The sequence below is a fragment of the uncultured Desulfobulbus sp. genome (assembly GCF_963662935.2).
Classification (GTDB): domain Bacteria; phylum Desulfobacterota; class Desulfobulbia; order Desulfobulbales; family Desulfobulbaceae; genus Desulfobulbus.
Genome location: NZ_CAXXTL010000002.1, coordinates 1,625,895 through 1,639,751, shown reverse-complemented (window position 1 = coordinate 1,639,751; position 13,857 = coordinate 1,625,895). Strand labels below are relative to the sequence as shown.

Annotated in this window: 7 protein-coding genes; 6 read left to right on the top strand and 1 reads right to left on the bottom strand. The window is 58.3% G+C overall.

Annotated elements, in window-relative coordinates; translation table 11 throughout:
- Positions 1–23: 23 nt before the first annotated feature.
- The 5 genes from ACHZCX_RS11535 to ACHZCX_RS11515 all read left to right on the top strand — a co-directional run bounded on the left by ACHZCX_RS11535 (position 24) and on the right by ACHZCX_RS11515 (position 11,190).
- The gene (locus tag ACHZCX_RS11535; RefSeq protein ID WP_319587380.1) at positions 24–5,156 is read left to right on the top strand and encodes a PAS domain S-box protein; all 5,133 of its coding nucleotides are present in this window, start codon (positions 24–26) and stop codon (positions 5,154–5,156) included.
- Positions 5,157–5,221: 65 nt separating this feature from the next.
- Positions 5,222–6,070 carry a substrate-binding domain-containing protein gene (locus ACHZCX_RS11530; RefSeq protein ID WP_319587379.1) on the top strand — a complete coding sequence of 283 codons (849 nt, stop codon included), beginning with the start codon at positions 5,222–5,224 and terminating at the stop codon, positions 6,068–6,070.
- 9 nt (positions 6,071–6,079) lie between these two features.
- Positions 6,080–8,311, top strand: coding sequence for an ATP-binding protein (locus tag ACHZCX_RS11525; RefSeq protein WP_319587378.1), 2,232 nt, complete (start codon positions 6,080–6,082; stop codon positions 8,309–8,311).
- A gap of 186 nt (positions 8,312–8,497) precedes the next feature.
- The gene (locus ACHZCX_RS11520) at positions 8,498–8,923 is read left to right on the top strand and encodes a response regulator (RefSeq protein ID WP_319587377.1); all 426 of its coding nucleotides are present in this window, start codon (positions 8,498–8,500) and stop codon (positions 8,921–8,923) included.
- 125 nt (positions 8,924–9,048) lie between these two features.
- Complete coding sequence (locus ACHZCX_RS11515; RefSeq protein ID WP_319587376.1) at positions 9,049–11,190, top strand: EAL domain-containing protein; 2,142 nt, start codon at positions 9,049–9,051, stop codon at positions 11,188–11,190.
- A gap of 40 nt (positions 11,191–11,230) precedes the next feature.
- On the opposite strand, the gene fumC is transcribed toward ACHZCX_RS11515, so the two are convergent.
- Entirely contained in the window at positions 11,231–12,643 is a 1,413-nt protein-coding gene (gene fumC / locus ACHZCX_RS11510) for a class II fumarate hydratase (protein ID WP_319587375.1), read from the bottom strand.
- 261 nt (positions 12,644–12,904) lie between these two features.
- On the opposite strand from fumC, the gene ACHZCX_RS11505 reads away from it, so the two are divergent.
- Positions 12,905–13,831, top strand: coding sequence for a cation diffusion facilitator family transporter (locus ACHZCX_RS11505; protein WP_319587374.1), 927 nt, complete (start codon positions 12,905–12,907; stop codon positions 13,829–13,831).
- Positions 13,832–13,857: the final 26 nt, after the last annotated feature.

Here is a 13,857-nt window from a genome sequence, read left to right as displayed (position 1 = left end):
AGATCTAAGCAAGGAGAGCTGGAATGACACACAACAACGACAGCCACCAACAGGACCAGACAACCTCCTCTCCCCAAACCGGCGACCTGTACAGGCTCCTCTTTGAGGAGGCGGCAGACAGCATGTTCATCACCGACCCCCAGGGCCGGTTGCTCGCCGTCAACTCACGGGCCATTACGATGATGGGATATTCCGAAGAGGAACTCCTCGGCATGCCCCTCACGGCACTGATCCCCCCCGAGGATCTCGTCCGAGAACCTATCCCGCTCGACGAGCTTGCCCAGGGGAAGATGGTCACCAAAGAACGCCGTCTGCTGCGCAAAGACGGTAGCCGTGTCTGGGTGCAGAATCGGGTCAGGATGCTTCCCGAGGGCAACATTCTCGGCACGACCATTGATATCAGTGAACGTAAGCAGGTCGAGGCGGTCTCGGAGCAGCGCACCCGTGAACTCGCCGCTCTCCATACGCTGGGTTTGGCGATCAGCGCAACCCTGTCAGTGGAGCAGACCTCGATTGCGGCCATGCAAGGCATGCTGGATGCGACCCAAGCCGATCTGGTTTTTTTGTTCCTGCGCGAAGGCGAACGATTGGTTCTACAGGCGGTGCTGCCGCCGGAAGAGCGAACCCGTTTGGGCGTGGTCCATGAGCATCGGGTGGGCGAATGCATCTGCGGCCTAGCGGCGCGAGAGGCCAACCCATTCTATTCTCTGGATATTTTTACTGATGCCCGCTGCACCTGGGAGGAATGCAAACGGGCCGGCATCAGGTCCTTTGCGGCCCTCCCCCTAAAGAGCGGCGCGGAAGTCATCGGCGTTATGGGGCTGGCCAGCCTGCAGGAGCGAGATTTCAGCGCCCAATCCAGTTTTCTGGAGACCCTGACCCACCAGGTGGCGATGGCGCTGACCAATGCCCGGCTCTACGAAAACGCCCAGCAGGAACTGGCTGAGCGCAAACGAATCGAGGAACGGTTGCTCCTTACCCAACTTGCCGTGGACCATGCGGCAGAGGGGGTGTTCTGGATGACTCCCGAGGGCTCATTCTTCTATGTCAATGAAGTGGCCTGCCAAACCCTTGGATACGCACGGAACGAACTTTTGACCATGACCGTGCACGACATTGACCCGAAATTTCCCGCTGAGGCGTGGCCGGGGCATTGGGAGGCATTGAAAAAGAAGAAAAGCATGGAATTGGAGAGTGTGCATCAACGGCGGGATGGCCGCATTTTTCCCGTTGAAATCAAGGCGACGTATCTCACCTTCGGCGGGCAGGAATACAACGTCGCCTTTGTCCGCGACATTAGCGAGCGCAAGCGGGTCGAGGAGACCCTACGGGACAGCAAGGAACTCTTCGCCAAGGTCTTCTCAGTGTCTCCTGCCCCTCTGGTGATCTCCGAGATTGAAACCGGCCGCTTCATCGATGCCAATGAGCAGTGGCTACGGATGCTCGAACACACCCGGGAAGAGACGATCGGCCACACCTCCTACGAGCTGAACATCTGGGAAAATCCGGACAGCAGAACCGCTTTGGGGAAAAAGCTGCGGGAGACCGGTTTCTTACGGGAAGAACCGATCCGCTTTATCACCAAATCAGGAACTATCAAAGATACCCTGTGGTCGGCGGAGAAAGTCCCCCTGGGCGGATCTGAAGTCATGCTGTCGCTCATCTACGATTTCACCGAGAGAAAAAGTGCAGAAGAGGCTTTACGAGCCAAGACCGAAGAGATGGATCAGTTCTTCTCGGTGGCTCTGGACCTTCTGTGCATCGCCGATGGCAATGGATATTTCCACCGACTGAATCCGCAGTGGCAGAAGGTGCTTGGCTATTCGCTTGCTGAGCTAAAAAAAATGCGCTTCCTGGACCTGGTGCACCCCGATGACCTTGAGGCCACCCTGGCCGCAATGAGCCGCCTTGACCAGCAAGAAACCGTGTTGGATTTTGTCAATCGCTACCGCTGCCAAGATGGCTCCTATCGCTGGATCGAATGGCGCTCCGTACCCGCAGGCAGCCTCATCTACGCGGCCGCCCGGGACATCACCGAACGTAAAAAAGCCGAGGAAGCCCTCCTCTTCACCCAGTTCGCCATCGACAATGCTGCGGATCAAATGTTCTGGATCGATGAAGAAGCGCATTTCAAATATGTGAATAACCAGGCTTGCCGGGTCTTGGGCTACTCGCGGGAAGAACTGCTGCACATGAGTGTGCACGACATTGACCCGACCTATACCACAGATATTCGCCCTGACTTTCGCCGTCGGCTCGAGGAAAACTCGCAGCTTGTCATTGAGACCCTCCACCGGACCAAGGAGGGTGTCACCTATCCCGTTGAAATACGCTCCAATTGCCTGGAGTTTGGCGATCATATTTACAACTGCGCCTTTGTTCAGGACATCACCGCCCGTAAACAGGCCGAGCAGGAAGTGCTACAGCGCAATCGGAGACTCAACGATATCATCGAAGGCACCAATGTCGGCACCTGGGAGTGGAATCCGGCAACCGGAGAAATCCTGGTCAATGAGCGCTGGGCAGAAATGCTGGGTTACCAGATGTCCGAGCTGGCACCCATCACGATTGAGACCTGGAACCTCCTGGTCCATCCCGAGGATCTCGCACGGTCGTATGCCGTCTTCGAGAAGCATTTTGCAGGAGAGCTGCCCTATTATGAGTGCGAGCTGCGGATGCGTCACAAGAAGAACCAGTGGGTGTGGATTCTCGATCGTGGCCGGGTTGCCTCGCGAACTGCGGAGGGTGCCCCCCTCCTGGTTTCAGGAACGCACCTGGACATCACCGTGCGCAAACAGATGGAGCAGCAACTGCTCGAATCGCACCGGATGTTGCGCGATGTGATCGAGACCATTCCGGTACGGGTTTTCTGGAAGGATATCGAGGGCAGATACCTGGGGTGCAATCGGCTCTTTGCCCAGGACGCCGGGCGATCCACCCCGGAGAGCCTTGTCGGAGATGACGATTTCAGCATGGCATGGGCCGATCAGGCGGCGTTGTATCGGGCCGACGACCGCGCAGTCATCGAAAGCGGGCAGGCAAAGATTCATTACGAGGAACCACAGACAACTGTCGAGGGCCGACAGATCTGGCTCCGCACCTCAAAAGTTCCCCTGCGGAATACCGAGGGCCGGATCTACGGTCTCCTGGGGTCTTATGAAGATATTACCGAGTCCAAATTAGCCCAAGAGGCTCTCAGAGAGAGTGAAAGCAATTTCTCCCAACTCTTTGAGTTGGCGCCGGTCCCCATGGCTTTTGCCTTTGAGCTTGATGGGTTCCGGGGGACAACCTGGAATACGGCCTGGTATCGAACCTTTGGCTATTCTCCCGAGCTAGCGGAAGGACGAAGCGGGAATGATATAGGAATGTGGGCGAACCCGGATGATCGCAATCGCCTTCTAGAAGATGCCGCACAGCCGGAAGGCGCTGATTTCGAGGCCCTCTTGCAGCATCGAGACGGCACTGTCCGCAGTTGCTCCATATACGGCCGAATCATCGGCACTCTCGGCAAACGGATACTGACGGTCGTCTATCTCGATATCACCGATCGCATGCGGGCGGAGCGTGCCGAGGCGGCCAACCGGGCGAAAAGTCGATTCCTCGCCAACATGAGCCACGAGATCCGCACACCGATGAACGCCATCCTCGGAATGACCCACCTGGCCCTGGATGCACGCAACGCCGGGCAACAGCGGCGTCTTCTCCAAACGGTGAAGCAATCGGCGGAGAGCCTGCTGGGTATCCTCAACGACATCCTCGACTTCTCCAAGATCGAAGCCGGTCAGCTGCAGCTCGACCAGCGGCCCTTCCGGCTCGATCGGCTCCTAGAAGCCCTCATGTCCATCATGAACGTCCCGGCGGTGGAAAAGGGGCTCAAGCTCGAGGTGCTCAAGGCCCATGGCTTACCGGAGGCCTTTGTCGGCGACGATCTCCGTATTCACCAGATTCTCCTCAACCTGCTGGGTAATGCGATTAAATTCACCGCCCACGGTTCCGTCATTCTCCGGGTTAAACGGGCGGCGGGGGTGCAGGTGGAGGGAGTAACCCGGCTCCATTTCAGCATCACCGACACCGGCATCGGCATCGCCCCGGACAAACTGGAGGATATTTTCAAAAGCTTCGAGCAGGCAGATACCTCCTATGCCAGGGAGTACGGCGGCACCGGCCTGGGGTTGGCGATCAGCCGCCAGTTGACCACGCTCATGGGCGGGACCATGTGGGTGGTCAGCGAGCCCGGCCGAGGCAGCACCTTCCACTTAACGCTGGCCCTTGAACCCTGCGCAGCCGGCTTAGTCGAACCTTCACCCGTTGACCACGACCACCCAGGTCCGGCGGCCAAGAATCTACGCATCCTCGTGGTGGACGACAACGAGATCAACCGCGATGTTGCCTTAATGATATTGGAAAAGGACCACCGGGTGACCGCCGCCGCCAACGGCCTGGAGGCCTTGGAGGCCCTGCGTTCTGAAACCTACGATCTCGTTCTCATGGATGTGCAGATGCCGCTGATGGACGGTCTGACCACCACCACAATCATCCGCGCCCTGGAAGAACGGTTGCCCCTGAGCGAGAATCTGCCCAAGGAGCTGATTGGGGAGCTGGGCAACCGGCTACGCGGCGGCCATATCCCAATCGTGGCCATGACTGCTCATGCCATGGGAGAAGACCGGGAGATGTGCCTGGCCGCGGGCATGGACAACTACATTACCAAGCCCTTCCATCCGAAACAACTCACGGCGATGTTGCGGTCGCTGGTCACAGTTGATCCCCACTTGGCAAAAACCGGGGATGGGGCAGGTGAACAATCCGCACCGTACTGTGATGCTTTTAGTCCACCACCGAGTCTGGCCCAGGTGGCAGCCCATCTCCAGGCCGCGACCAGACTGAGCCCGGCACAGATCGACCGGGTTCTGGCCGCCGCCCGCCTGAGCATTACCGACAATCTCGCCAAGGCAAAAGAGGCCCTTGATGGTGAAGATTACCCGACACTCGGCCGAGCTGCCCACTCCCTCAAGGGCACCCTGTTGCAGTGCGGGCTGGACGAACTGGCAGCAATAGCCGAAGAAATCTATGCCCACGCCAAGGATGCTCTGGCTTATTCCTTTGCCGAGAGCCTGACGGCTATCAAGGAAAAGGTAAAGGACCTGCTTCCATAAATTCTGTTACGCTTACATTGATTCTCTTTTCAAAACAACCACTTCAATCGTACGGAAAAAAACCGATGAACAAGCTCATTGGGTTCGCCATGTCCCTCCTCATCTCGGCCTCCTTTGCACTCGCATCACCTTGCTTGGCGCAACCCCCCCCGCAGCCGGAGAAACAAGTCCAATTGATCGCGGCCGGATCGGGCGTCAACCTAGGCATCACCCGACTGCTGGCGGAGGCCTATACCGCCCACAATCCGCAGACCCTCATCGATGTACCCGGCAGCATCGGCACCAGAGGCGCCATCAAGGCCACTGCCGAAGGCGCCATATCTCTTGGCCTGATCTCACGCCCCCTGAAAGACGAGGAAAAAGCGCTGGGCCTCGTGGCCCAGCCCTATGCGCGCACGGCGATCGTTATTGGCGCCCATCCAAACGTCAAGGATGACTCCCTCTCCTCCCAGGAATTGATCGAGATTTTCAAGGGAATAAAGACCAAATGGCACGACGGTAATCAGATCATTGTCCAGGCACGGGAAAAGTCAGACAGCGGTTTTCTTGCCCTTGAAAATACCCTGCCTGGTTTCAAGGAAGCCTACGCCGAAAGCCATGAAGCCAAGCGCTGGACCCTATATTTCAACGACCAGGAGGCCAACCAGGCGCTCGCCACCGTGCCGTTCGCCATTGGCGTCACCGATCTCGGCATGATCGCCACCGAACGTCTGCCGATCAAGGTATTGCAACTCAATGGCATCAGCCCTAATCCGAAAAACATTCTCAACGGGACCTATCCGCTGATCCGCCAGCTTTCCTTTATCTACCGCACCGATTCCCTGGCGCCCGAAGCAAAAGCATTCCTGGATTTTGTGGCCTCGCAAGCGGGGCGGGAAATTTTGCAGGCACAAGGCTACCTTCCCGCGCAATAGGAGAGCCCGATGTTGCATCCAAGCCATCAGATACGCATCAGCAAAGAATTGGCCAGAAAGCTGTTGCCTCTGGCCGTGAGCGTCTTTCTGGTGATCTCAATCATTATCCCGGGAGCGTATGGGGCTCTTGAATTCAGAAGGCTTGAACACGAGGCCACAACGCACTCCAAACAATTGGCTGAACTCATCAAGGGCGTAGCCGCATCCTCGCCCCGTCTCTGGAAATTTCAGGCAACAAAATATTCCCAAATTCTTGACGACTTCACCCCTTACAAAGGTATCCTGAGTATTTTGGTGCTGGATGAGCAAGCTCGGCCCATCAGTCAACTCGGTCATTTCACCAAAAGCGATTCCCTCTTCAACCAGTTAGGAATAGAAGGAAAATCCGCACCGATTGTCCTCAACAACAATCAGATCGGTGCAATCCGGGTCCGGGTCGCCGCTGCCCCTATCCTGGTCACCGCGATTTTTGTTTTCCTTTTATGCGTTCTGACCGGCACACTCCTATCCCTGCTGTTGTACCGGGTGCCCTTGCGCGTTGTTGTTGGATTGGAGCAACGACTGCTCAACTATCAGGACTCGTTGGAGGAACTTGTCAAAAAACGGACAACGGAACTCCAAGACACCACCAGCAAGGCCGAGGCCGCCAACAAGGCCAAGAGCCTCTTCCTGGCCAATATGAGCCATGAGATCCGCACGCCGATGAACGCCATCATCGGCATGACCCATCTGGCTATGCAGGCAAAGATCGACGGCCAGCGGCAACGTTTTCTGCAAACCGTGCAGCATTCTGCGGAAAGCCTGCTCAACCTGCTCAACGACATCCTTGATTTTTCCAAGATGGAAGCCGGCCAATTGCAGCTTACCCCCGTGCCCTTCAACCTGGGCAGCCTGTTGCAAGGGATCGTCTCCACCTTGAACATACCGGCGGTCGAGAAGGGACTGCACCTGACGTTCAGCACCGAAGAGAACCTGCCCACGGTTTTGATCGGCGACGACATGCGCCTGCGGCAGATCCTGCTCAATCTGGTGGGCAATGCGATTAAGTTCACCCGATCCGGTTCGATCGCCATTAACGTCAACGGAGAAAACGCTGAGGCCGCTCCTACCACGCTGCATTTCACCGTGACGGATACCGGGATCGGCATCCCGCCGGAAAAATGCGCCTTGATCTTCAAGAGCTTCGAGCAGGCTGACATCACCCATGCCCGCCGATTCGGCGGCACCGGCCTGGGGTTGTCCATCTGCAGCCAGCTGGTCGGCCTGATGGGCGGCAGAATCTGGGTGGAAAGCCAGGTCGATGCCGGCAGCTCCTTTCATTTCACCGTAGCCCTGCAAACCGCAGAGGAACACCTGCTGATCGAGAGTCTGGGGAAAGAAAAGCCCCTCCAAGGTGAGATCAAGAGCTTGCGGATTCTGGTGGTGGACGACAACGAGGTCAACCGCGATGTGGCCTCGATGACCCTGGAACAGGATCACCGGGTCGCCACCGCCAGCAACGGCCTGGAGGCGCTGATTATTCTGGCGGCTGATGCTTTTGATGTGATTCTGATGGATGTGCAGATGCCGGAGATGGACGGCTTAGCAGCCACCGCCGTCATCCGCGCCTTGGAGCAGGGGCTACCGCCGAGGGAAGAGCTGCCCGAAGACCTGGTCCGCGACCTCGACAAGCGGTTGCGCGGCGGCCATATTCCGATCGTGGCCATGACCGCCCACGCCATGGGTGAAGACCGGGAGCTGTGCTTGGCCACCGGCATGGACAATTACCTCACCAAACCCTTTCAACCGGATCAGCTCTCCGAGATGTTGCGATCACTGGAGGTTATATCATTACCCGAACAAACCGGCAAGGAGACGGCGGCAGATGCCGCGGCGGCCATTGACGACTCCGATTCACCGGTAAGCCTGGCGCAGATTGCCGCCCATCTCCACAACACGACCAGCCTCAATGCGGCCCAAGTAGATCAAGTGCTGGCCTCCGTCTGTCTGAGTCTTACAGACAATCTTGCCAAGGCCAAGGAGGCCCTGGAGGCCGAGAATTACCCGGATCTTGGCCGGTTCGCCCACACCCTCAAGGGCACCCTGCTCCAATGCGGCCTGGATGAACTGGCGGCAAAGGCTGAAGAAATCCACCTCGGTACCCGAACAAACATCGACCTCAATCATGAATGGCTGCTGGATCAGCTGAACTCCCGCCTGGCGGGGCTGATCGGCCCTAAAGACAGCGCCGGAACAAACTGAACGTGCTGTTGACCACAACACCCGAAACGGAACATTCTCCACGGCATGATCAAAAGGTCGGCGCAACAAGCAGAGGGCATCAGGCAATCGCACCACCTTTGCCGCTCACCCCAAAAGGCTCATGGACTGCGCAGCCCGGTAGGTGATATACTTGTGCAAGGTGTTTAACAACCCACAGGAGTTTGTATGGACAAGTCTTTGTCGCCTGGTGCAAATCCCGCCGAGAAGCCGGCTGTCACCCTTCTTCTGGTCGACGACGATCCCATGGTTCGTGAAATCGGCCGCCTGATGCTTGTTGATCTCGGCTACATCGTGCTGACGGCAACGGATGGAACCGAGGCAGTCGATCTTTTCCGGGTGCATAACAAGGAAATTGCTCTGGTATTCTGCGACCAGATCATGCCGCGTATGGACGGCTGGCAGACCCTGGCCGCCCTGCACGAGATCAACCCGGCGATTCCGGTGATCATGGCCAGTGGCTTGACTCAGGGCAGCGAAAAGGACACGGAAAATCAGGTGCAACCGGTAGGTTACCTCAACAAGCCCTATACCATGGCGACCCTGATCCAGGCCCTCAGCCAAGTGTTCGGCCATGGAGAGCGGGCAGCCTGAGCCTGCCACGCACCGCCTGCTCGTGCTCTTGACAACCAACTACAAACAAGCAAGAAACGCCCAGGAATCAACAATTCCCAGCCCCACGATTTGCCACGACCCACCCAACAGACGAGAACACTGATATGCCCCCACAGAACGAAACAACCCTTCTTTCCTCCACCTCGAATCCCCCCGTGGTCCTGATCGTTGACGACGATTTTTCCATGCGACTGCAGGTACGTTTCACCCTTGAAAACGCGGGGCTCGCGGTTGTCGAAGCCGGTGGCGGCGAGGAGGCGGTGGAGCTCTTTAGGAAAAACCCGCCCGACCTTGTCCTCCTCGATGTCATTATGCCCGACGTGGATGGTTTCACTACCTGCCGTGCGTTGCGCGCCCTGCCCGGCGGGGCCCATACCCCGGTGGTGATGGTCACCGGCCTGGAAGATCCGGAAACCATCATCCAGGCCTTTGAGGCCGGGGCCACCGACTTCATCAGCAAACCAATCAATATGCTCATTCTGGGCTACCGGGCCCGCTACTGGCTCCGATCCGGCTCAATCCTGAACGCGCTGAAAATCAATCAGAAACGGCTGTTCAAGGCGCAGGATCTCGCCCGGCTCGGCCATTGGGAGCGGGACCTCGACACCGATCAATTCCAACTGACCTGCCATTCCCCCGCGATGCTCGGCCTCGCCCTCCCATACGACTATGACGCCCTTTTCACCCGCATCGAAACCGGGGAGCGGGAACGGGCACGACATCTGATTGACGAGGCCTGCCGCAAGGAGCAACCTTTCAGCGTCCACTACCGGATCAACCTTGATGACGGCAGCGAACGGACCATCCTCAACCAGGGGGAGGTCGTGCGGGGCAGCACCCACCAGCGGCGGCTCGCCGTCGGCATTATCCAGGACATCACCGCGCTCAAGCGGGCGGAGGATCGGATCCGCTACCTTGCCTTCTACGACAATCTCACCGGCCTGGCCAACCGTTCCCTCTTCCGGGAGCATTGGTCCAAAGTGTTGCCGCATGCCCGGCGCAGCGGCAAACGACTGGCGGTTCTCTTTATCGACCTCGATCATTTCAAACGGATCAACGACACCCTGGGGCATCCCTCCGGCGACAAGGCCCTGATTACGGTGGCTGAGCGGCTAAAATCTATTCTCCGCACCTCCGACATCCTCGCCCGTTCCGGCGAGGAGCAGCCGACGTCTCTCATTTCCCGGGTGGGCGGCGACGAGTTCACCATCCTGGCAACGGACATCACCACCCCCGACCATATCGCCAACCTCGCCGAGCGGATCATCAAATCTCTCAACGAACCGCTGCACCTCGAAGGCCAGGCGGTCATCCTGACAGCCAGCATCGGCATCAGCGTCTTTCCTGAAGATGGTGAGGATATCGACACGCTGCTTAAAAATGCCGATACCGCCATGTACGAGGCCAAGGGGAGGGGGCGCAACAATTACCAGTTCTTCCAGAGCGCGATGAACGATGCCGCCAAGGCACGGTTCCACCTGAGCAATCGCCTCCGTAGCGCCCTGGAGAACAACGAATTTGTCCTCCATTACCAACCGCAGTTTACCAACATAAGCGGCCTGCTCACCGGTGTGGAGGCCCTCATCCGCTGGCTTGATCCGGCACTGGGCCTCATCGCCCCCGACAAATTTCTCCCCTTTGCCGAGGAGAGCGGCTTTATTCACCAGATCAACGACTGGGTCCTCCGGGAAGCCTGCGCTCAGGCACAGAAGTGGGTGGCGGCCGGGCTGTTTGCCGACTGCCGCATGGGCATCAATATCTCCGGCAACAGCATCAACTTCAAAAAGCTCGGCACGAGAATCCTGGAAATCCTCAAAGAAACGGGCCTGGCCCCCCACCATCTCGAACTTGAACTGACCGAACGGGTGATGATGGAAAATACCGATGAGGCCAGCGAGATGCTCCTCATGCTCAAGGAAATGGGGGTTTCCATTGCCATCGATGATTTCGGCACCGGCTACTCGGCCCTCAGCCATCTCCAGCTCTTTCCTCTCACCACCCTCAAGATCGACAAATCCTTTGTCCACAATCTCGAGGCAACCGGCAACGGACATTCGCTTCTCCATTCGATCATCGGTATCGCCAAGAGTTTCAACCTCAAAGTGGTGGCCGAAGGCGTGGAAACCGCGGACCAACTCACAGCGCTCGATGCCATGGAGTGCGATGAAGTCCAGGGCTTTCTCCTCAGCCGACCGGTTTCCAGCGACAAACTGGAGGAACGACTCCTGTCGAACCAAGAGAGCTGAGAGCGGACCGGCCGTTTTCGGCCGAGGCAAGGCTGGTTTGTCAAACGTTTGGGCCCGCCCCCGACGAAACCGGCCCGAACATGGCCTCCGGCCGCACTAAACGGTCGAACTCTTCGCCACTGAGTGCACCGAGCGCTAGCGCCGCCTCGCGCAGGGACAGGTTGTCCGCATGCGCCTTCTTGGCGATGGCAGCCGCCTTTTCGTAGCCGATGACCGGGTTGAGGGCGGTGACCAGCATCAGCGAATGACGCAGGTTGTACTCGATCCGCTCCCGGACCGGTTCAATACCGGTGGCGCAGTTGCGATCAAAGGAATGGATGACGTCGGCAAGCAGGGTGACCGACTGGAGGAAGTTGTATATAATCAGTGGCTTGAAGACATTGAGTTCGAAATTACCCTGACTGGCAGCAAAACCGATGGCAACATCATTGCCGAAGACCTGACAAGCGATCATGGTCACGGCCTCCGACTGGGTCGGATTCACTTTGCCCGGCATGATCGAACTGCCCGGCTCGTTGGCTGGAATAGTGATCTCACCCAGACCGCAGCGCGGCCCGCTAGCCAGCCAGCGGACATCGTTGGCAATCTTCATCAGGTTGGCGGCCAGGGCCTTGACCGCGCCATGGGCGAAGACCAACTGGTCGTGCGAGGTCAACCCATGGAATTTATTGGCAGCCGAATAAAAGACCTTGCCGGTCTCCCGGCTGAGCTGCGCCGCCACAGCCTCGCCGAACCCGGCCGGGGCATTGAGGCCGGTACCGACCGCTGTCCCACCGATGGCAAGAAAACGCAGATGCTCCATGCCCTCGCGCAACTGGCGCAGGTTGCTCGCCAGCATCGCGGCCCAGCCGCTCACTTCCTGGCCCAGGGTCAAGGGCGTGGCATCCTGCAAGTGGGTGCGGCCGATCTTGATGATCCCGGCAAAAGCATCCGCCTTCTGCAGCAGGGTCCGGTGCAAGCCTGCCAACGCCGGCAGCAACCGATCCTCCAGAGCGAAGACGGCAGCCACATGCATGGCCGACGGGAAGACGTCGTTGGAACTCTGGGACAGGTTGACATGGTCATTGGGATGGACCGGTCTTGTCTTGTCCAGTCCGCCGTGGACAAGGATCGCAGCCCGATTGGCGATCACCTCGTTGACGTTCATGTTGGTCTGGGTGCCGCTGCCGGTCTGCCAGACCGAAAGAGGAAATTCCTGGTCATGCTCGCCCGCCAGGATCTCGTCGCCTGCCCGGACAATCAGATCCCGGATCTCGACGGGCAGCTTACCCAGCCGATGATTGACTTCGGCGCAGGCCCGCTTTAACCGGACCAGGCCGTAAACCAGGGCCAAGGGCATCGGCTCCTGGCCAATATGGAAATTACGGCGGCTCCGCTCGGTCTGTGCGCCCCACAGCCGCTCTGCCGGGACCTCAATTTCGCCCATGGTGTCGTGTTCGAACCGGTGATCCATCCTCTCTCCCTCCCTTAATGCGGTTGGCGACAACAACTCAAACCTCATTTCAGAAAAACGCGTTCGGGGTTAAAAGGCAAGATGTTTACATAGACACACCGCACACCGGGACTCTTTTCCTCGTCGCGCGGCATGCCTGCTTCTGCCAGGAAAAACCGGTTGCTCCAGACTGGGAATTGGGTATAACCAAGCGACGATGAGCTGTCTTGCCCGCCCCCCGTTTAACGCACGGCTTGCCCGCACTTTTTTTAAAAGGATCTCATGGCCGAACATCCTGATATCGTTGATCTCGAACAGCGACGGCAAAAAAGCATGCTGGCGGTCCAGATCGGTTTGGCGGCCAACATCCTCCTGGCCGTCCTCAAAGCCGTGGTCGGCGTCGTCGGCCACAGTCCGGCCTTGCTGGCCGACGGTATCAACTCGACCTCGGATGTGGCCTACGGCATCGTGGTCAGCATCTTTGTCCACCTCTCCGGCAAACCAGCAGACCGCGAGCACCCTTACGGCCACGACCAGTTGGAGAGCGTGGCAGCGGTGGTGGTCGGCGCCTTTGTGGTGACGACGGCCATTGCCATCTTCTGGAATTCGATTGATACGGTCTATGAACTGCTGACAGCCCCGCCCAATAACGGCGGAGCAAGCATTATCGCCCTGTGGATCGCTCTGTTCGCCATCCTGCTCAAAAGCGGACTCACCGTTTGGACTTACGGCCTCAGCCGCCGGACCGGCAACAGCGCGGTCCTGGCCCTGGCCCAGGATCACCGCAACGACATTTTTGCCTCGTCCGCGGCTGCCATCGGCATTTTCTTCGGTCGCCTGGACTATGCCTGGATCGATCCCCTGGCCGGGGCGATCGTTTCCCTGATCATCCTCCACACCGGCGCCGAAATCCTCCGTTCGGCCACGGCCGACCTTATGGACACCCTGCCCGGCCGCGAACTGGCCGAGGAGATTGCAGAGGCTTTGCGGGATGTGTACGGTGTTGAGGAAATCGAGGAGGTGCATGCCCACCGATTCGGGCCCTACCTGGTGGTCAATCTCACCATCGGCATTGACGGCGCACTCAGTGTTGTGGAAGGCGATCGGATCGCCACAGAAGTGGAGGAGACGCTGCTTACGCACATCCAATTTCTCCGCAGGGTCTATGTCCATTACCACCCCGCTGAAAACGGTAACAACACGATTTGATGGACGCTTCCGGTCAGCGCCTTGCC